The sequence below is a fragment of the Nitrospirota bacterium genome (assembly GCA_035516965.1).
Classification (GTDB): Bacteria; Nitrospirota; UBA9217; order UBA9217; family UBA9217; genus MHEA01.
Genome location: DATIZR010000040.1, coordinates 37,180 through 56,912, shown reverse-complemented (window position 1 = coordinate 56,912; position 19,733 = coordinate 37,180). Strand labels below are relative to the sequence as shown.

Here is a 19,733-nt window from a genome sequence, read left to right as displayed (position 1 = left end):
GGTCAGGTTTAGGTAATGGGTTGATGTTGCGAATTTTTATAATACTTTTTCAGTGCATGCAAAGTCAAGGGAAAAACGGGAAGGACGATTGAGGTCCCCTGATACCTAACGGGATTTTTGATTGCATCATGAATCCTGTATCGCGCATCATCGGTCATCGCAGGTGCTAGCGCTCCTGTGTCAGCCTGCCTTCCGCCATCCGAAGGACCCGGTCCGCACGGACCGCAAGTTTGTCATTGTGGGTGACAATGACAAAGGTCACTCCCCGTTCCTTGTTGATGCCCATGAGCAGTTCGTGAACGGCTTCGCCCGTATGCATGTCAAGGTTCCCTGTCGGCTCGTCAGCCAGAACGATGTCGGGATGCAGCATCAGGGCGCGGGCCACGGCGACGCGCTGCTGCTCGCCGCCGGACATTTCGCCAGGCCGGTGATGGGACCGGCCGGCCAGCCCGACATCGTCCAGGAGTTTCATAGCAGCCTCAGCGGCGGACGCACGGTCGGTCCCCCTGATCAGCGCAGGCATCATGACATTTTCCCCTGCGGAGAACTCCGGGAGCAGATGATGGAACTGGAACACGAATCCCACGTGATCGTTGCGGAATCGCGCCAGCCTGTCGCCATCCATGGCGAAAATGTCCTCGCCGTTGCAAACGATGCTGCCCGACGTGGGACGGTCGAGCCCCCCGAGGATATGCAGGAACGTGCTCTTGCCCACGCCTGACGCACCTACGATCGCGAGCACTTCCCCCCGCTGGATCTCGAGATCGATTCCATTCAGCACGTCAAGGGCGACCGGCCCGCTCATGAAGGTCTTCCGGAGCTGCTGTATATGAATAAGAACCGGCTCTATTTCTTCTCTCCCGTCTTGTCTCCGGGTTTTACCGTTTCAATGACCTTCTCGACGGCATGACCGGTCTTGGAAGCCTTGTCCTCCACTTTCTGCTTGACGACATCTGCCTCTTTCCCGACGCCGCTGATCCATCTGCCCGCCGATCTGAGCAGGCCGCCCCCGCCGAGAAGAATGAACACGACCGCGAGCAGTGCAAGAAGAATGATCGTCAACAAAAAACGTTTAAACGTGCCGCCTTTCTGAGCCATGGGTCCCTCCCTATCATTTCGCATTTTGAAAAGCTCTTTTGAGCTCTCCCTACTCGTACCTCAACACTTCCACCGGGTCCTGCCGCGCCCCCTGCCAGGATGGATAGAGCGTGGCCAGAAAACTGATGCCAAGGGCCGTCACACAGATGAAAAGAACGTCGAGCCCCGTGATCGAGAGCGGCAGATGGCTTACCTGGTACACGTCGCGGGGAAGCGTGACGATCCCGGTTTTCGTGATGACCGTGACCGCTCCGTATCCGATGACCGCGCCGATGGCAGTGCCCACGGAGCCGATGACGAGTCCGGCGAACATGAAGATGCGCATGATGCCGCCCGCGGTCGCCCCCATGGACTTCAGGATCGCGATCTCCCGGCTCTTTTCCATCACGATCATGGTGAGCGTGCCGATAATATTGAAGGATGCGACGATGATGATCACGATGAGGATCAGCGACATGCCGATTTTCTCCAGTTTCAGCGCCGAGAAGAAATTCTTGTTCATCTCGATCCAGTTCCTCGTGTAATAGGGATAGCCGACGGCGTTGCGGATCGTGTCGGATATCCGGTCCGCGTTGTAGATCTCGTCGATCTTGACCTCGATCCCGCTGACCCTCCTCGGCATGGCGAAGAACTTCTGCGCTTCCGGCAGCGAGGTATATGCGAAGCTCGTATTGTAATCATACATGCCCGCGTCGAAGATCCCCACGAGCTCGAACTTCCTCATCTTGGGCACCACACCGATTGCCGTTTCCTCTCCGATGGGATTGACCATCGTGACCGTATCGCCGACCATGGCGCCAAATTTACGCGCCAGGTCTTCGCCGATAACGATGCCCGGGTATTCCCTGCCGGGCTGTTCGAGCGCATCGAGGGACCCTTCTATCATGTTCTTTCCAAGGCTGGTCACCTGGCCTTCGGTCCGTGGATCGATCCCGCGCACGACAACACCCTGAACCCGGTCCCGGCTCGTCAGCATCGCCTGGCTGATGGTGAACGGCGTCGTCGCCTTCACATGCGGGACGCCGGATATCTTGTCCTGGAGCGATTTCACATCCTCGATCCCGACGCCGGAGTATTCCATGACCACGATCTGAGGGATGGCCGCCAGGATCTTGTCCCGGAAGTAGCCCTGGAATCCGGTCATGACCGACAGGGTGATGATAGAGGTCGCCACGCCGATGACCACGCCCGCGATGGAAATGAACGTGTTGAGCGACACCGTCCCGTACCGTTTTTTAGTCTTCAGATAGCGAAGACTGACAAATATTTCGTAAGGAGTTTTCATTACAAGCTCATGCCACAATGATGGGGGTGGTTACCTCTTTCACGGTTCCCGCTTGAACGTCGAGAGTCTAATCTGTCAGCAGCAGCCCCGCGTACGAAGCCCATGGTTATTATTCGTATTCCCTTCGTTTATTCTCATTCAGCACGATGGCTTCTCCTTCTTCATCTGCGGGAAAAGAATCACATCCCGGATGGAACTGGAGCCCGTGAGGAGCATCACGAGCCGGTCGATGCCGATGCCCTCGCCTGCGGCCGGCGGCATGCCGTACTCCAGTGCGCGGATGAAGTCCTCGTCCATCTGGTGGGCCTCCTCGTCGCCCGCTTCCCGCTCCGTCACCTGCTTCAGCAAACGCTCCTTCTGGTCAATGGGGTCGTTCAGCTCCGAGAAGGCGTTCGCCAGCTCCCTGCCCACGACGAAGAGCTCGAAGCGCTCCACCGTTGAAGGGTCATCATCGCGTTTTTTCGAAAGAGGAGAGATGTCCGTGGGGTAGTCGGTTATGAACGTGGGCTGGATCAGCTTCGGCTCCACCAGGGCCTCGAAGATCTCGTTCAGGATCTTGCCGTGGGGTTCGCCGCCCTTCAAATTGGCACCCAGCCTCAGCGCGTGGACCCGCGCCTTGTCCGGATCAACCAGCACGTCCTCTGCCACGCCTGCTTCGCGGAGCGCATCCCGGTAGCTGATCCGTTTCCAAGGCGGCGTCAGGTCGACCTCTCGGCCTTCGTAGATGACCTTCATCGTCCCCAGGACCGCCCGGGCAATGGAGCTGATCATGTCCTCGGTCATGACGATCAGGTCACGGTAGTCCGCGTAGGCAGTGTAGAATTCCAGCATCGTGAATTCCGGGTTGTGCCTCGTCGAGATGCCTTCGTTCCGGAAATTTCGGTTGATCTCGTAGACCCGCTCGAACCCGCCCACCAAGAGCCGCTTCAAATACAGCTCCGGCGCGATGCGGAGGTAGAGGTCCATATCGAGCGCATTGTGATGGGTCCTGAAGGGCTTTGCCGTCGCGCCGCCCGGGATGGACTGCATCATCGGCGTTTCAACCTCGAGATAGCCGCGCGCGTTCAGGAAATTGCGGATCTCCTGGACGATTCTCGAGCGCAGGACGAAGACCTTTTGGACCTCCGGGTTGACGATCAGGTCGACGTAGCGCTGGCGGTAGCGCAGCTCTACGTCGGTAAGTCCGTGCCATTTTTCGGGCAGCGGTCTGAGCGATTTCGCAAGGAGCGTAAAGGATTCCACGTCAAGGGTGAGCTCGTTCGTTCTGGTCCTGAACAGAAAGCCCGTCACGCCGATAAAGTCGCCGATATCGATCTTCTTGAGGAGCGCATAGGGCTCCTCTCCCAGGGTGTTTTTCTGGAAATAGAGCTGGATCCTGCCTGTGCCGTCCTGAATGTGACAGAAGCAGGCCTTGCCGAAGCTCCTCATGGCAACGATGCGGCCTGCCAGGGTGGCCGTGGTCCGCTCCTTCTCGAGGTCCTCCTTGGCCCTGCTTCCATGCTTGTCGGAAAGGCCTTGTGCCGAGGCCGTCACCTCGAACCTGCCCGCGTAAGGCTTCACGCCCATCGCGTTGACTTCCGCAAGTTTCTTGAACCGCTGCTGTATCAACTCGTTGTACTCTTCCATCAAAATCCCTTTCCTGTCCGACCGCGGCTGCTGGTTGCCAACCGCCGGACGGCCGGATCACCCGCATTCCATCGCGGATTATCCTGCCCAGTCACCGTCAGGAACAAAAGCCTATCCGGCGAGCATGGCGAGCACCTCCCGGTACTTTTCGCTCGTTTTGTGCACAACGTCGTCGGGAAGAACGGGCGCAGGCGGCTTCTGGTTCCAGTTGAGCGAGAGCAGGTAGTCCCTCACGAACTGCTTGTCAAAGCTCTTCTGGGAAACACCAACCTGGTAGCCGTCCTTCGGCCAGAAGCGCGAGGAGTCAGGCGTCAGTACCTCGTCGATCAGGATCACCTCGTCATGATCCATGCCGAATTCCAGTTTGGTGTCGGCGATGATAATGCCCTTCGGCTCGGCGATCTCGCAGGCCTTCCGGTAGACGGCAAGCGTATAGGCCCGGACCTTGTCAGCAACGTCCTTTCCCACCAGCTTGACGACGCTTTCGAAATCGATGTTCACATCGTGCTCACCCACCTCGGCCTTGGTCGACGGTGTGAAGATCGGATCCGGCAGCCTCGATGCCTCGGTCAGCCCGGGGGGAAGCTTGATGCCGCTTACCGCTCCCGTTGACCGGTACTCCTTGAGCCCGGAGCCGGTGAGATACCCGCGCACGATGCACTCGATGGGAAGGGGCCGGCACTTCCTGACGAGCATGCTACGGCCTTCGAGCATAGCTGCATGGGGCCGGCATGCTGCGGGATACTCCCTGACGTCTGTCGAGATCAGGTGGTTCCGGACAATGCCTTCGGTCCGGCTGAACCAGAACCTGGATATCTGAGTCAGGACTCTGCCCTTTTCCGGGACCGCATTCGGCAGGATCACATCGAATGCGGAGATCCGGTCCGTGGCGACGATCAGGAGGCTGTCTCCGAGATCGTAGATGTCGCGCACTTTCCCGCGCTTCGGCGGCTTCAAGCCTGCCAGGTTCGTCTCAAGCACCGGCGGTGTCTTCATCGTCCCCTCTTCCTTCGCCTTCCCGTTCATGGTTTTCCGGGCCCAGCTTGAGCAGCCGGATCCGGGCTATGCGGTTTTTCCTGAGCCGGAGCACGGTGAACATCACGTTCTGGTAGCGTATCTGGTCGCCTTCCGCGGGGAGTCTGCCGAAGAGGCCGAGGATGAAACCGCCGATGGTCTCGAACTCGTCCTCGGGGATCGTCACGCCAACCCGCTCGTTCACCCTGCCGATGTCAGTCTTCCCGTCCACGATATACCGGTTCGCGGCAACCTCTTCGATCTCGCGCAATTCCTTTTCCTGCTCGTCCCGGATATCGCCGATGATCTCCTCAATGAGGTCCTCCATCGTCACCAGGCCGTCGGTACCCCCGTACTCGTCCCCCACCAGCGCCAAATGGATGCGTTTTTCACGCATCTCCCTGAGCAGGACGCTCACGTTCTTGTTCGGCGGCACCACATAGGGCCTGCGCAAAACGCTGTCGAGTTGAAAGGGCTTGTTCGCCATATGGAGCGGCAAGAGGTCCTTGAGATACACGATCCCCACGATGTTGTCGATCGACTCGGCATAAACCGGCAGGCGGGAGAACCCCTTCTCGTTCATGACCCGCAGGATATCCTCAATGCCGGCTCCCGTCTCGACGGCGACGATATCGGTCCGGGGAACCATCACTTCCTTCACGACCGTGTCCGTGAAACGGAACACGCTGTGGATCAGGTCCTCCTCGGAGGGTTCAAAGACCCCGCTCTTGCGGCCCTCCCGGATCAGGTATTTTACCTCGTCCTCGGATACGAACGGCGGTTCCGGCTGCTGCTCAAGCCTGAAAAAACGCAGGACGGCGTTGCTGGAGGCTGCCAGGACGTGGAGCACCACGGACAGGAAGCGCGAAAGGAGGTCGATCGGCTTGGCCGTGAAGAAAGCCACCCGCTCGGCATTCCTGATCGCCAGCGATTTGGGAAGCAGTTCCCCGATAACGATCGTGACATACGTTATCAGGCCGACCATGAGTGCGACTGCCAGGGGCTCGGCCAATCTACTTACCAGAGGGGACGGTACCGACGCGATGACCGGCTTGATGTGGACAACAGCGATCACGCCGCCGATCGCGGATGCAAGCGTGCCTACCAGCGTCACGCCGATCTGGACCGTGCCGAGCAGACGCTCGGGTTCCTCCTGCAGTTTCTGGATACGCCGGGCCCTGACGTTTCCGCTTTTTACGAGATGGCGCACCCGGCTTTTCCGGAGGTATATCAGCGCTATCTCGGATGCCGAAAAAAAGCCATTCACGATGACCAGGAAAAGGATAAGCAGTATGTCAGATAGCCACATAGAGAGCGGAGTTTACCTGCAGTGCCGCGGTCAGCGAGCCGGAGGAAACCGTCAGAAACCGTATTCACTCCATCGTTCCTCGACCTTTTTCCGGATAAGCGGGTCCATCCTGATCTCGTCGGGCCAGGACCGGGAGAAGCCTTCACCGGGACCCTTGCGCGTCGCGTCGATACCCATCTTGCCTCCAAAGCCGATCTGCGGGCAGGAATGGTCGAGAATATCGAGCGGCCCGTCAATGATCACGACGTCCCGCTGGGGATCCACATGGTTCATGACCTTCCAGGTGACTTCTGAATAATCATGGATATTAACGTCCTCGTCGCACACGATGACGAACTTGGAAAGCATGAGCATGCCCGTTCCCCAGATCGTGTTGATGACCTTCTTCCCCTGTCCTGGATAGCGTTTTCTGATCTTCACGATGACGTTGTTGTGGAACACGCCCTCGATCGGCATGTCCATGTCCAGAATGTCGGGCGCGACCATCTGGAGGAGCGGCAGGAAGATGCGTTCCGTCGCCTTGCCGAGATAGGCGTCCTCCTGGGGAGGACGGCCGACCAGGGTCGCGGGATAGATGGCGTCCTTCCGGTGAGTGATCGCCGTGATGTGGAATACGGGGTACTGGTCGGCTTCCGAATAATACCCCGTGTGGTCGCCGAAGGGCCCCTCGATCCGGCGTTCACCGGGGTCGACGAAACCTTCGAGCACGAACTCCGCCTCCGCGGGCACGCGCACGTCGATCGTCCTGCACGGGACGACTTCGAGCGGCTTCTTTCTCAGAAACCCGGCGAAGATGAACTCACCGATGGCCGGGGGCAGCGGCGCCGTGGACGAATAGATGATGGCGGGGTCGCCGCCGATCGCAACAGCCACTTCCATGCGCTTCCCCGCAGCCTCGTAGTGCTGGTAGTGGCGGGCGCCGTCCTTGTGTTTGTGCCAGTGCATGCCCGTGGTCTGGTGGTCGAAAACCTGCATCCGGTACATGCCGACATTCGTTATCCTCGTGACAGGGTCCACGGTGCAGACCATGGGGAGCGTGATGAACCGGCCTCCATCAGCTGGCCAGCACTTGAGCACCGGGATCTTCGAGAGGTCCACCTGCTGCCCGGTGAGCACCACGTCCTGACAGGGCGCTTTCTTGACCGTCTTGGGGAAGAAATTGGCGAGCTCCGCCAGTTTTGGCAGCATCTGGAGCTTGTCCATGAGGCCAGCCCCCGGTCCGGGGAAGAGGTTCACGGGGTCGATGATCTCTCGTATCTGACTGCCGATGTCATCCAACTCCCCTACTTCGAGCGAGAGGCACATGCGCTTCAGTGAGCCGAAGGCATTCGTCAGAACGGGAAAAGCCGATCCGCGCACTCGCTCGAAGAGCAGGGCCTTGTTCGCCGCACCCTTCTCCTTCGAGACCCGGTCCGTGATCTCGGCGATCTCGAGCTCAGCGTCGACCTCCGCCTTGATCCTGACCAGTTCTCCGTTCTTCTCGAGAACAGACAGGAATTCCCTTAGATTTTCATATGCCATAGAAAAAGAATTGTAGCGGAATCATGATCGATTTGCAATAGAAAAGGGGCGGGCCTAGGATGCTTCGTACTTCTGGAGCCTGTGCCGGAAGGACCGGAACGTGAGACCAAGCAGTCTTGCCGCCTCGGTCTTCACGCCGCCGGCCTTTTCGAGCGCCTTGTGGAGCAGCGTACGTTCCGCGTTGCCGAGAAGCCGCTCAAGGTCGATGCCTTCATCGGGGATTTCGACCGGGACCAGATCCGCGTGCGGCTGCAAAGCCATCACCGTTTCCGGCATATGCTCTGCCGTGATCTCCTCGCCGGCCGAGAGGATCGCCAGCCGTTCGATCGCGTTCTCGAGTTCGCGCACGTTCCCCGGCCAGCGATAACCCATGAGTATCTTCAGGGCATCGCGGGCAATTCTTTTGGCCGTTCTGCCCGCACTTAACTTTTTCAGGAAGAAGTCCACGAGCAGCGGGATGTCCTCCTTCCGTTCGCGGAGGGGAGGGAGATGGACCGGGATGACGTTCAACCGGTAATAGAGGTCCTCCCGAAAGGCTCCTTTTGCCACTTCGGCATGCAGGTCACGGTTGCTGGCCGCGATGACCCGCGCGTCCACCTTGATGTCCGTCGTCCCGCCCACGCGCATGAACTCTCGCTCTTGGATGACCCGAAGCAGCTTGATCTGGAGGGCCGGCGTGGTGGCGCTGATCTCGTCGAGAAAGATCGTCCCGCCGTTGGCCGCCTCGAAGAGCCCCTGTTTGTTCGATACGGCTCCCGTGAATGCGCCCTTCATGTAGCCGAACAGCTCGCTCTCGAGCAGCGTCTCGGGGAGCGCCCCGCAATTGACCGTTACAAAGGGTTTGTCCTTCCGCGAGCTGTTGGCGTGGACCGCCCGGGCCACCAGTTCCTTGCCCGTCCCGCTCTCCCCGGTGATCAGCACCGTGCTGCCCGTGTCCGCCACCTGCCTGATGAGCAGAAAGACCTTTTGCATGGGCACACTGCCGCCGATAAAGTTCTCGAATCCCAGCCGCGACTCCATCTCCCGTTTGAGGAGAATGTTCTCCTTCCTCAGATGGCGCTTCTCAAGGGCCTTCTGGATGATCAGCTTGATCTCGTCGACCCTGAAGGGTTTCGTGATGTAGTCATAAGCGCCGAGCTTCATCGCTTCCACGGCGGTCTCGGCTGTGGCGTAGGCGGTGATCATGATCACGACGGTCTCCGGAGACAGCTCCTTGACCGTCCTCAGTACGTCGATGCCGTCCATCCCCGGCATCTTCACATCGCTGATAACCAGGTCGAATATCTCGTTCTGCACGGCCTTGATCGCGTCGGCGCCGGTCTCGGCGGACACTACGTCGTAGCCTTCTTTTTTCAGCATGATCGCGAGAAAATCACGCATGCTCTGCTCATCATCGACAACGAGTATCGCGCTCATACCGTCACACAACCCCTTTCAGGGCGGCACTTCCCGTCGTTCCGTTCTTCATCTCGGCGATCGGGATCTCTTCTATCATGGGAATCCTGATGCGGAACTTCGTTCCCTGCCCCTCCCGGGTGTCCACCGTTATGGTCCCTCCGTGGTCTTCGATGATGCGATAGACAATGGCAAGGCCGAGACCGGTCCCCCCCTTTTTGGTCGTAAAGAAGGGATCGAATATCCGCCCAAGATGCTCTGGCGCAATGCCCGCTCCCGCATCCGCGATGATGATCTCACACCAGTTGGAGTCGTCCTCGATGTGGGAAAAAGGGAATGCCGTGACGCGAAGGGAGCCCCCCCGCGGCATGGCCTGGCACGCGTTGATCAGCAGGTTCCAAAAGACCTGGCGCAGGCGCTGTGCATCACCGCGCAGGGTTATCCGGGGATCGACGTCGCAGGTGATGGCAAGACCGGGAACGAATTCCTTGCTGTTCCGCAAGAGCGTGCACGTCTCGGCCAGCAGCGACGACAGCACAATCGGCTCATCCTGGTTCGCTTTCGGACGGGCATATTCCAGAAATTCCGTGATGATCGAGTTGAGCCTGTCCGTCTCGCGCACCACGATATCCATCAGGTGCTTGTTGTCGCCCTTCAGGTCCAATTCACCCTGCAGGACCTGGATTGATCCGCTCAGGGAGGCCAGGGGGTTGCGAATCTCGTGGGCGATGCCCGCGGCGAGGCTTCCGACCGTGGCCAGCCGGTCCTGTCTCCTGACCTGCTCCTCCATCTGGAGCATCTTGGTGATGTCCTGAAAAATAAGGATGATGCCCCGCACGCTGTTCATTTCGTCCTTCAGGAGCGAAGCGACCATGCCCAGAATAGCCGTGTGTCCGTCTTTTTTGATGATTTCGCCCTCAAACCGGAAAGGCCGTTCCTTGAGGTCCTCCGTGTGCCCGAACAGCCCCTTGATGCTGTTTCCGAAAATGTCTTCAAGCCTGCCCTTGATCTCGGCATAGCTGTACCCGGTGATCTGTTCCGCCGCAGGATTGCAGGAGGTAATCGTGCCTTCCAGGGACATGGTGATGATGCCGCTGCCCACGCTCTTCAGGATATGGTCCTGCAGGGCGCGGAGGTCCTCAAAGTCCATGCTCTTTTCCCTGAGTTCCTGCCGGGTCTTGCGAAGCCGGTCGGCGAGATACCCGCTCAGAAAAGCTACGCTGTAAAAGGAGAGGATGTTGATAAAGACGAGGGACAGCACCTGCATCGCGGTGAAGTTCAGGCTCCGGACAAAACCCGGAACGCTGTAATGCTGCATGTCCAGCATTCCGCCATACAGTATGCTGGCGAGCGATGCCGCAATATAGCCTCCCCGGCGATAAACGACGATGCTTCCCGAAATGATCGTCAGGTGGTAGAGGATCGACAGGTTGCTGTCAATCCCCCCGGTGAGATGGACAAGGATCGTTACAAGACAGATGTCGACGCCGATCTGGACATAGGCGAACAGGGGCAGGTTCGTGATTCTCTGCAGAAGGTACCAGTAGATCCAGGTCAGGAGGGCGACGACAAAAACGAAATAGGAGAGTAAAGCGGTCCGGATGGGATAAATGTTGTATTCATGCTGAAAAAAGATCAGGGTGCCGAGCAGCAGCATCACCAGGGAGGCCCTGCTAACGATAAGCCACTTTATTCTCCCGTAGTATTCCTCTCTGTTCCTTGTGGATTCCCGGTTCACGTCGGTTATTTACCCGCAACAGAACCCATCTGGAAGATGGGCATATACATGGCGATGATGACAAAGCCGACCGTCGTCCCGAGAAAGATCATCAGTATGGGTTCGAGCAGCGACGTAAGCGTGGCGACGGCGCCATCGACCTCCTCGTCATAGAAATCAGCGATCTTGGTGAGCATGCTGTCGAGCGCGCCCGTTGCCTCTCCCACAGAGATCATTTGCGTCACCATGGGCGGAAATACCTTCGATTTGGTGAGCGGCTCCGCCAGGGTCTTACCCTCGCTGACGCTCTGCCGCGTGGTGAGGATCGCCTCCTCGACGACCTTGTTGCCCGCAGTCCTGGCCACGATCAGCAGGCCTTCCAGGATCGGCACGCCGCTGGTCATGAGCGTCCCGAGCGTCCGGGTGAACTTGGCGACCGCTACCTTGCGGATCAGATCTCCCGCTACCGGCATCTTAAGGGCAATCCCATCGGTTGCCCTGAGACCCTTCTCGGTTTTCCTCGCCTGTTTGATGCCGATGAAGAGGCCGACGAGCACTATGAGAACGCTCAGCCCGCCCCACCCCTTTAAAAAATTACTCGCGGTAACGACGATCCGCGTGGGCAGCGGCAGCGCCTGGCCCGATTCGGCGAACATGGCAGCGAGCATCGGAACGACGACGACCAGCAGCAGGGCGACGACGGCAACGGCGACGAACAGGATGACCGCCGGGTAGACCATGGCTGACTTGATCTGCTTCTTGATCTTCGCGAATTTTTCCATATAGGCGGCGAGCCGCTGGAGAATCGTGTCCAGGATGCCTCCTGCCTCGCCAGCGGCCACCATGTTCACGTACAGGTTGTCGAAGGCCTTGGGATGTTTCTTCAGTGCATCCGCAAAGGTGGAACCGCTTTCGACATCGGTCCTTACCTGCACAATGGTCTTCGCGAGCGTCGGGTTCTCGGTCTGCGCTCCCAAGATGTCGAGGCACTGGACCAGCGGCAATCCTGCGTCGATCATCGTCGCAAGCTGGCGGGTGAATATGACGATATCCCGGTCCTGGATCTTCTGAGCTCCGAAGCTGAGCTTGATTTCTTTGGACTTTGCCGAAACGTTGATGGGAAGGATGTTCTGCTTGCGAAGCAGGGTAAAGACCTCCTCCTTGCTGCTGGCAGACAGCTCCCCTTTCTGCACGGTCCCCTGCCGGGTTTTCCCTTCCCACGTGAATACGGTAGCCATAGTTTACCCCAGGTCCCCTTTAATGAATCAGCGATAATCCTTTTGAACAACCTGACTGGACGCGAGACCGGACCGGCTCAGCATCTGAATGAGCTCATCCGGGACCGAAGACCGGCCCACGCAATCCTCATAGGAGATCATCTTTTTCACATACAGGTCATACAGCGACTGGTTCAATGTCTGCATTCCGAACTTTGACTGTCCGGTCTGCATTTGCGAATAGATCTGGTGGATCTTGTCCTCGCGGATCAGGTTGCGGATCGCCGAATTGGGGACCAGGATCTCGAGAGCGAGCACGCGGCCGCCGCCGATTTTCGGAATGAGCTGCTGCGACATCACGCCTTCGAGGACAAAGGACAGCTGGGCCCGAACCTGGGACTGCTGGTGCGGCGGGAACACATCAATGATGCGGTTCATCGTCTGAGCGGCAGAGTTCGTATGGAGTGTCGCAAAGGTCAAGTGGCCGGTTTCGGCGATGGTCAGGGCGGCCTCAATGGTCTCGAGGTCGCGCATCTCACCCACGAGCACCACATCAGGGTCTTGACGCAGGATATATTTGAGCGCATCCTTGAATGACTTGGTGTCGGCATTCACCTCGCGCTGGTTCACGAGACACTTCTTGTGCGGATGGAGGTACTCGATGGGGTCTTCGATCGTTATGATATGTTCCTGCCGCTCGCTGTTGATCTTGTCGATCATGGAGGCAAGCGTCGTCGACTTGCCGCTTCCCGTCGGGCCCGTGACCAGGACGAGCCCCCGGGGCTTTTTGCAGAGATCGGACACGACTTCCGAAAGCCCCAGTTCCTGAAAGGTCTTTATCTTGAACGGGATTGTCCTGATGGCTGCGGCAACGGCGCCGCGCTGCACGAACATGTTCGCGCGGAAACGGGAGAGGTTCTTGACGCCGAAGGAGAGATCAAGTTCGCTGTTCTCTTCGAACTTGTGCTTCTGGGCATCGGTCAGGATGCTGTAGCAGAGGTCCTTGGTCTGCGTCCCGGTAAGGGGCTCCAGGCCGGGGATGGGCTTCATCTTGCCGTCGACGCGTATGGACGGCGCGATTCCCGTGGTGATATGGAGATCGGAAGCCCCTTTTTCTATCATATACTTCAGCAGATCGTGCAGATTGGCCATGAACAGAACCCCTTCTTCCCGGAATGTGAACTCCCGACCAGCCTGACTACCTGCTTTCCTGATTGTCGGGGAAGGTATTTTCAATGACCTCTTCCAGTGAGGTCAGACCGCTCTTTACCTTCAACAGGCCGCTTCGCCGGAGCGTCTTCATGCCCCCGGTAATGGCCTGCTTCTTGATATCAAAGACCGACGCGCCCTGCAGGACCAGCTCCTTGATCTCGTCCTTGATCGGCATCACTTCGTAGAGCGCGACCCTGCCCTTATACCCGGTCTTGTTGCACACGGTGCAGCCCTCGCCCTTATGGCTGACGACCGTCTTCGCCTCTTCGGGATCGAACCCCGCATCGATGAACGCCTGCACGGGGATCTTCTCAGGCTTCTTGCAGTTCTGGCAGACCTTTCGCACGAGACGCTGGGCGACGATCAGGATCACCGCCGATGACACGAGGAAGGGTTCAACACCCATGTTCAGCATTCGGTTGATCGTGCTCGGTGCGTCATTGGTATGGAGCGTCGTGAGGACAAGGTGTCCCGTGAGGGCGGCTTTCACGCCGATCTCTGCCGTCTCATAATCTCGGGTCTCGCCCACCATGATGATGTCCGGGTCCTGCCGGAGGAACGAGCGGAGGGCCGCGGCGAAATTAAGCCCGATCTCGTCCTTCATCTGTACCTGGTTGATGCCCATGAGATTGAACTCAACCGGGTCCTCCGCGGTCAGGAGATTGACATCGTCGGTATTGAGCTCGCTCAGGGCCGAATAGAGCGTGGTCGTTTTGCCGCTTCCCGTAGGACCCGTCACGAGGACCATGCCGTATGGTCTGTTCAACGCGTCCTTGAAGTCCTTGAGCTGGTCCTCGTCGAAGCCGAGCTTGGTCATATCCAGCTGCAGGTTGGACTTGTCCAGGAGACGAAGCACGATCTTCTCTCCGAAGAGGCAGGGAAGCACCGAAACACGGTAGTCCATCACCTTGCTCTTCCCCATCTTCAGCTTGATCCTGCCGTCCTGCGGAAGCCGCCGCTCGGCGATGTCGAGGCTGGACATGATCTTCACCCTCGAGATGATGGCGTTCTTGATTTTCATGGGAAGTCCCATGACCGTCGTCAGGACACCGTCGAGCCGATAGCGGACCCTGAATTTTTTCTCATAGGGCTCGATATGAATGTCGCTCACTCCCATGTTCGCCGCCCGGAGCAGGATCCCGTTCACGAGCTTGACGATCGGAGCCTCGACCTCCGCGGAAAGCTGATCAAGGCCCTGATCCTCGACAACCTCGAGTTCATCGACCGCGCCGTGGACAAGGCTGTCAAAGTCATCAATGTCTACTTCGCCGCCGGTATCGAGTTCGTCAACAAACTCGTTCTCACTCTCGTCGGTCATATCGTAATCCTTGGCATCGAGGGTGAGTCTCTTGTCATCCTTGGTCGCGACCGCGGCTCCGCCACGGGCAGTCACCAGGGCCTTGCCGCCGCCATAGTATTTCTTGATGGCCTCAACGATCGCGCCCTCGGTTGCCACCACTGCTTCTACGTTGTAACCGGTCATGAACTTGATGTCGTCAATGGCGAAGATGTTAGACGGGTCTACCATGGCGATCGTAATCGTCGCGCCCGCCCGGTTGATGGGCATGATCCGGTATTTCTGGGCTACGTCGGCGGGGATATGCTTGATGACGGTGGGATTGATCTCGAACTTGTTCAGATCCACATAGGGGACGCCGTACTGCTTGCTCAGAAAGGTCATCAGTTTGTCTTCCTGCACAAAGCCGAGTTTTACGAGAATCGACCCCAGTCTGCCGCCCTCCGTCTTCTGGGAGGATAGCGCCTTTTTCAATTGATCATCAGTGATCAGGCCCGACGATACCAGCATCGCGCCGAGCCTACCGGACATAGCCATAGCAACTCCTTCATAAATATATAGTACATAATATTACTGAAATACTCCAGTCCTGTCAAGGTAAGACCTCGGATCCGGCATACGGCTCGCCCGGGAGTTTTTCAGTCCCGGATCTGCCGCTTCAATGCCGACTGCATGACCGTCACCGGCGCCTTTACTCCTGTCCAGATTTCAAATGCGATGACACCCTGATACAGAAGCATTCCGAGTCCCGTGAGGGTCCTTGCTTTTCTGGCACGAGCCTGCTTCAACAGGGGCGTTTGCGGCGGGTTGTATACAAGATCACACACGAGATGCCGTGCGTGAATGAGGGAGGAGGGCAGCGGAAGTGCATCCGCCTTCCTCAAACCAAGGGGGGTAGCGTTGATCAGGCAGTCCGCACCGGCCGCGGCTGTCGCAAGCGACTCCCGGGTGATTGCCTGAACGTCGACACGGGTTTTTATACGGATATCCCGGGCGAGCGTCCCCGCTTTATCGTGATCGAGATCATGGAACCGGATACACGATGCACCCGCGAGCGCGAGGCTGAACCCCACAGCACGTGCCGCGCCTCCTGAACCGATGCAGAGAAATGACTTGCCTTTCGGGTTGAAGCGCGCCTGCTCCCCGAGAGAGCGGAGAAATCCCCTCCCGTCCGTGTTATGACCAATCAGTCTGCCTTCCCGTATCTCCAGGGTGTTCACCGCGCCGATGAGCCCCGCCTCCCGCGAAAGTTCGTGGAGATAGGGGATGACCTTCTCCTTGTGCGGCACGGTGATGTTCACTCCCCGGAGATTAAGCGGCACGACGGCCCCGACCGCCTCGGCAAGCCGTTCGGGATGGACCGCAAACGGAACATAGCATGCGTTCATCCCCAGTTTCCTGAATGCGGCGTTGTGCATCCCCGGTGAAAAGGTGTGCTCGACGGGATGGCCGAATATGCCAAAAATCTTCGTCTTGCCGGAAATCATCATGCTCGTCCCCCTGTGCTTCGCAGCGCCTTCATCATCCCTTTGAACCCCTCAGCGACCACGACTTTCACCCGAACCTGCCGTTGAAGCTGTTCAAGGCTCATACCGTCCAGGAACAGGGCTTCATCCTCGTTCAGCGCTGACGACGGGATGATAAGCACATCACCCAGCCGTTTGCCTCGCAGGGCATGCAGGATATCGGAACCGGTCAGGAGACCCGTCACGGTCACGGAGGGCCCGAAGAAACGGTTCTTCGCGATGATTTTTCGCATCGTCACTCCCTCGATCGTTCTCATTCGGGCGAGCACGATGTCCAAAATGCCGCTGGCGGAAACGCCGGTAACGACCGTGGCAGAGACCGGAGGCATCCGCGACGGGAGCCGGCTCCTTGAGACCTCGCGCAAAAAGGTTGCAGCCAAACCGACGCCGTTCTCGATCTGCGGGAAGTCCTCGTAGAACGACGGAGGCGGAATGGGTTCCTGAGCCTTGATATAGAATTCATCGGAAGGGAAGACCAGACGAGTCCCGTACCTCTTCTTGAACCGGTCACCGAAGCTGTTGACGGAGCGCAGAACCGCGAAAGCCCTTCGACGCGTGAAGGAACTGAGACTGAACAGGCCTTTCCTGAACCGGGTGACCCCGACCGGGACCACGGCGATCGAAGCGACTGCGGGGAAGAGAGTGGCCAGATCGGAGAGGGTCCGGGACAGGTGTTCGCCGTCGTTGATCCCGGGGCACAGTACGATCTGCGTGTGCATCCTGATCCCGCCCGCGGCCAGACGCTTCAGGCTCTGCATGATATCCGGAGCCTGCTTGTTCCTCAGCAGGGACGACCGCAGCCCGGGGTCGGTCGTATGCACGGAAATGTACAGAGGGCTCAACCGCTGCCGGAATATCCGCTCCCAATCCGTCTCAGAAAGTGCACCCAGCGTTATAAAATTGCCATACAGAAACGACGCCCGATAATCGTCGTCCTTCACGTAAAGCGTCTTCCGGCATCCCCGGGGCATCTGGTCCACGAAGCAGAAGATACATTTGTTACGGCAGCGTTTTACCGGGAGCGGGGGGAAGGCAAGACCGAGCCTGTCATCAGGATGCTTGCGGACATTGATCCTGCGCTGGGCGCCGGCAGCCGTTCTGACGACCAGCGCCAGTTTCTCATCAGCAACGAGAAATTGAAAGTCGATCACATCGTTGACGTTCTGGTTATTGATTGATACGATGCGGTCGCCGGGATTGAGGCCCGACCGCGCTGCTGTACTTCCGGGCTGGACATGAACGATCTCAAGCAATCATGCGCTCCTCTTGGACGCGAACATATAATCGACGTAGCCCGTGATCTGGGTCCTGGCCTCATCGGAGACCTGGCGATACTTTCTGAGCATGAGGATCTCGTCGGCGCTCATGATCTTCTCGAGATAATTGATCTGTTCTTCAGAAAGAGGGTATTTCCTTTTCCCCCTCCGAAACTTGGCCTGGGACGGCGACAGGAAGAACCCCTTCACCTCTGCAGGCACTTTTTCCTGATGCGCGGCAAGGATCAGCACCGACTTGTCGAGGTTCAGCTTGTTGGCGATCATGATGAGCGTCTTGTCTTTTGGGATGTGGCCTTTATTGATCGTGACCCGAAGCAGTTCAGGGCTTATCCCCAGGACTTTTGACGCATCCTTCAGGTTCCGGAAACCTTTCTTTTCCAGTGCCTGCCTGATCATTTCTGAAATCTTCATAGGTTGCCTCCGTTATTCTCCAAGGTCGATGAGGGGATCATCTTTCAGTTTCTTTCTTGCCTCGAGCACCTGCTGGAGGGCCCGGCGATCGGTTTATTCTACCAGTCTCAATCCTCTCAGAAAATACTGGGTGCCCGAAGCGATCGTGACCGCGGCCGTGCCCCACTCGAGATAGCGCACGAATTCCATCTTAGCATCATAGGTCATGGAAAGCAGCGACAAGACCACGACTGCCAACTGCATGACCGTGGTCAGTTTACCGGTCAGGGAGGGCTGGACTTTCAACTCATTGGTCGTAAAATAAATGATCAGACTTCCCATCGTCAGAATGGCATCTCGGCTCACAACGATAATGACCAGCCACACTGGAAGCTTGCCAAGCAGCACCAGTGTCACAAAAGCGGCCAGGATGAGCAGTTTGTCCGCCATAGGGTCGAGAAAAGCGCCAAGAGCGGTCTTCTGGTTCATCATCCGGGCAATGAGGCCATCAAGCGCGTCGGTCAAGCAGGCAGCCCCGAAAACCAAGAGCGCTCCCCCGTAATAGCCGTAAATCATGAAATTAACGAAAAAAGGGATCAAGATCACCCTGAGCAGAGTGATGTAGTTCGGAATGTTCATCGGCAGCCCCTGGCGGTGTCGAACAAAAAATATGGTATATTTATAACATATTTATTTGTATTGTCAACATTTTTCTTTTTGTTCGCCGCTTTTTTACCAGAGAAAATTGCGAGGCGGGACACAGGGAAGAACAGAGGAACAATGACACGGAGTGGAGCCGGCGAGTGGGATTGAACCACCGACCTGCTGATTACGAATCAGCTGCTCTACCACTGAGCTACGCCGGCATGTATGCAAGGGGCTCGCGAGAGATTGCTTATACAACATTTTGTCCCGTCATGTCAAGTCTATAATTGCCCAAACAAAAAACGGTGGGAGCGAATTCCCACCGCAACAATTCATCGGGGAGATGCGCCCGATCTTTTACCCTTTCTGTACGATCAATTTCCCGGCGCTGTCATCTTCTAGAGATGGGCGCCTACATAACAGGCCGCAGCCGAACAACTGCCCCGTTCAAAGAGCCCCGAGCCGGGGTAAGTATACCGCGTCAGTGGTGAGTTCGTACCTTAAGGGTGCCCCGTCAGCAGTATAGAATGCGATACGGCTCCTGTGTGAGCCGTGGTACAGACTCTATGACAGCCGCTGCATCTCCTGGGTACGGTGTTTTTGTAAGCGAGACTCACCGGATTCATACGATCGTAATGAAAATTCTTTGTTCTGTTCCGGTCGAGGTGGTTGGTTCCAAGATACTAGGCGTTCGCGCGATGACACCTGTAGCAGAGATCGGTCGCAGGATTCTGTCCAGAGAAGTCTCTTCACAACGAAACAGGGATAACATTCCCCCTCGATAATGTCAACACGTCATCACTGGGGAATCGGATAAATTTGCGTGTCTCAACAGTTCAGGATGGTGCGGATTCTCCATGACCCGATCAATCGCTTCAACCACCGCGGCCTCAACCATCACCCAAGGTGAACCGATCTCCCTGCTGGCTTCTTGGTTTCCATAATAATGGGGTGGTAGATAGTTAAGTGCGATCGCCGCAATATCATTTACGCAACGAGGACAGGAACAGACCTTCTTATACCGTTCCCTCAGGAATCTGTCCATAACGGCCACAACCCGTTCAAAGTTAGCATTTTTAACGAAGCAATCCATCTCATTCTCCAAAAACCTTTGTTTGCCAGGCAGTTAGCTGCAATATAGATACCACGGTCATGTTATTTATTTAACCTAATAATTCAATGTGTTATAATAAACCATCAGTGT

General features: G+C 57.4%; 16 protein-coding genes and 1 tRNA gene. All 17 read right to left on the bottom strand.

Going from position 1 to position 19,733, the window contains the following annotated elements; genetic code table 11:
• Positions 1 to 166: 166 nt before the first annotated feature.
• The 17 genes from VL197_04800 to VL197_04720 all read right to left on the bottom strand — a co-directional run bounded on the left by VL197_04800 (position 167) and on the right by VL197_04720 (position 18,750).
• A complete protein-coding gene (locus VL197_04800) occupies positions 167 to 805 on the bottom strand; it encodes an ABC transporter ATP-binding protein (GenBank protein HUJ17291.1) in 639 nt (212 codons plus the stop codon).
• A gap of 41 nt (positions 806 to 846) precedes the next feature.
• On the bottom strand, positions 847 to 1,098 hold the full coding sequence (locus tag VL197_04795; GenBank protein ID HUJ17290.1) for a hypothetical protein: 252 nt from the start codon (positions 1,096 to 1,098) through the stop codon (positions 847 to 849).
• Between the two features lie 49 nt (positions 1,099 to 1,147).
• On the bottom strand, positions 1,148 to 2,383 hold the full coding sequence (locus VL197_04790; GenBank protein HUJ17289.1) for a lipoprotein-releasing ABC transporter permease subunit: 1,236 nt from the start codon (positions 2,381 to 2,383) through the stop codon (positions 1,148 to 1,150).
• Between the two features lie 138 nt (positions 2,384 to 2,521).
• Positions 2,522 to 4,009: a lysine--tRNA ligase gene (gene lysS, locus VL197_04785; GenBank protein ID HUJ17288.1), complete on the bottom strand. Its 1,488-nt coding sequence runs from the start codon at positions 4,007 to 4,009 to the stop codon at positions 2,522 to 2,524.
• Between the two features lie 111 nt (positions 4,010 to 4,120).
• On the bottom strand, positions 4,121 to 5,005 hold the full coding sequence (locus VL197_04780; GenBank protein HUJ17287.1) for a phosphoribosylaminoimidazolesuccinocarboxamide synthase: 885 nt from the start codon (positions 5,003 to 5,005) through the stop codon (positions 4,121 to 4,123).
• Positions 4,983 to 6,332, bottom strand: coding sequence for a hemolysin family protein (locus VL197_04775; protein ID HUJ17286.1), 1,350 nt, complete (start codon positions 6,330 to 6,332; stop codon positions 4,983 to 4,985). Before VL197_04775 ends, VL197_04780 begins: the two co-directional genes overlap by 23 nt.
• 51 nt (positions 6,333 to 6,383) lie before the next feature.
• Entirely contained in the window at positions 6,384 to 7,853 is a 1,470-nt protein-coding gene (locus VL197_04770) for a menaquinone biosynthesis decarboxylase (GenBank protein ID HUJ17285.1), read from the bottom strand.
• 54 nt (positions 7,854 to 7,907) lie between these two features.
• Positions 7,908 to 9,269 (bottom strand): sigma-54 dependent transcriptional regulator, encoded by a 1,362-nt coding sequence (locus tag VL197_04765; protein HUJ17284.1) that lies wholly within the window; start codon positions 9,267 to 9,269, stop codon positions 7,908 to 7,910.
• Positions 9,270 to 9,273: 4 nt separating this feature from the next.
• Positions 9,274 to 10,905, bottom strand: coding sequence for an ATP-binding protein (locus VL197_04760; GenBank protein HUJ17283.1), 1,632 nt, complete (start codon positions 10,903 to 10,905; stop codon positions 9,274 to 9,276).
• A gap of 86 nt (positions 10,906 to 10,991) precedes the next feature.
• Positions 10,992 to 12,203, bottom strand: a complete 1,212-nt coding sequence (locus VL197_04755) for a type II secretion system F family protein (protein ID HUJ17282.1) — start codon at positions 12,201 to 12,203, stop codon at positions 10,992 to 10,994.
• Positions 12,204 to 12,230: 27 nt separating this feature from the next.
• On the bottom strand, positions 12,231 to 13,334 hold the full coding sequence (locus VL197_04750) for a type IV pilus twitching motility protein PilT (GenBank protein HUJ17281.1): 1,104 nt from the start codon (positions 13,332 to 13,334) through the stop codon (positions 12,231 to 12,233).
• A gap of 46 nt (positions 13,335 to 13,380) precedes the next feature.
• Positions 13,381 to 15,222: a type IV-A pilus assembly ATPase PilB gene (gene pilB, locus VL197_04745; protein HUJ17280.1), complete on the bottom strand. Its 1,842-nt coding sequence runs from the start codon at positions 15,220 to 15,222 to the stop codon at positions 13,381 to 13,383.
• Positions 15,223 to 15,329: 107 nt separating this feature from the next.
• The gene (locus tag VL197_04740) at positions 15,330 to 16,181 is read right to left on the bottom strand and encodes a shikimate dehydrogenase (protein HUJ17279.1); all 852 of its coding nucleotides are present in this window, start codon (positions 16,179 to 16,181) and stop codon (positions 15,330 to 15,332) included.
• Positions 16,178 to 17,470, bottom strand: coding sequence for a DUF512 domain-containing protein (locus tag VL197_04735; GenBank protein HUJ17278.1), 1,293 nt, complete (start codon positions 17,468 to 17,470; stop codon positions 16,178 to 16,180). The genes VL197_04740 and VL197_04735 overlap by 4 nt, the downstream gene beginning before the upstream one ends.
• Entirely contained in the window at positions 17,471 to 17,905 is a 435-nt protein-coding gene (locus tag VL197_04730) for a hypothetical protein (protein ID HUJ17277.1), read from the bottom strand.
• Positions 17,906 to 17,998: 93 nt separating this feature from the next.
• Complete coding sequence (locus tag VL197_04725) at positions 17,999 to 18,523, bottom strand: CDP-alcohol phosphatidyltransferase family protein (GenBank protein ID HUJ17276.1); 525 nt, start codon at positions 18,521 to 18,523, stop codon at positions 17,999 to 18,001.
• 152 nt (positions 18,524 to 18,675) lie between these two features.
• Positions 18,676 to 18,750, bottom strand: a tRNA-Thr gene (locus VL197_04720).
• Positions 18,751 to 19,733 lie beyond the last annotated feature (983 nt).

Bases quoted from the DNA above. Each gene is read 5' to 3' on its own strand.
- VL197_04800 (HUJ17291.1), bottom strand. From the start codon at position 805: ATGAGCGGGCCGGTCGCCCTTGACGTGCTGAATGGAATCGATCTCGAG.
- VL197_04795 (HUJ17290.1), bottom strand. From the start codon at position 1,098: ATGGCTCAGAAAGGCGGCACGTTTAAACGTTTTTTGTTGACGATCATT.
- VL197_04790 (HUJ17289.1), bottom strand. From the start codon at position 2,383: ATGAAAACTCCTTACGAAATATTTGTCAGTCTTCGCTATCTGAAGACT.
- lysS (HUJ17288.1), bottom strand. From the start codon at position 4,009: ATGGAAGAGTACAACGAGTTGATACAGCAGCGGTTCAAGAAACTTGCG.
- VL197_04780 (HUJ17287.1), bottom strand. From the start codon at position 5,005: ATGAAGACACCGCCGGTGCTTGAGACGAACCTGGCAGGCTTGAAGCCG.
- VL197_04775 (HUJ17286.1), bottom strand. From the start codon at position 6,332: ATGTGGCTATCTGACATACTGCTTATCCTTTTCCTGGTCATCGTGAAT.
- VL197_04770 (HUJ17285.1), bottom strand. From the start codon at position 7,853: ATGGCATATGAAAATCTAAGGGAATTCCTGTCTGTTCTCGAGAAGAAC.
- VL197_04765 (HUJ17284.1), bottom strand. From the start codon at position 9,269: ATGAGCGCGATACTCGTTGTCGATGATGAGCAGAGCATGCGTGATTTT.
- VL197_04760 (HUJ17283.1), bottom strand. From the start codon at position 10,905: ATGCTGCTGCTCGGCACCCTGATCTTTTTTCAGCATGAATACAACATT.
- VL197_04755 (HUJ17282.1), bottom strand. From the start codon at position 12,203: ATGGCTACCGTATTCACGTGGGAAGGGAAAACCCGGCAGGGGACCGTG.
- VL197_04750 (HUJ17281.1), bottom strand. From the start codon at position 13,334: ATGGCCAATCTGCACGATCTGCTGAAGTATATGATAGAAAAAGGGGCT.
- pilB (HUJ17280.1), bottom strand. From the start codon at position 15,222: ATGTCCGGTAGGCTCGGCGCGATGCTGGTATCGTCGGGCCTGATCACT.
- VL197_04740 (HUJ17279.1), bottom strand. From the start codon at position 16,181: ATGATGATTTCCGGCAAGACGAAGATTTTTGGCATATTCGGCCATCCC.
- VL197_04730 (HUJ17277.1), bottom strand. From the start codon at position 17,905: ATGAAGATTTCAGAAATGATCAGGCAGGCACTGGAAAAGAAAGGTTTC.
- VL197_04725 (HUJ17276.1), bottom strand. From the start codon at position 18,523: ATGAACATTCCGAACTACATCACTCTGCTCAGGGTGATCTTGATCCCT.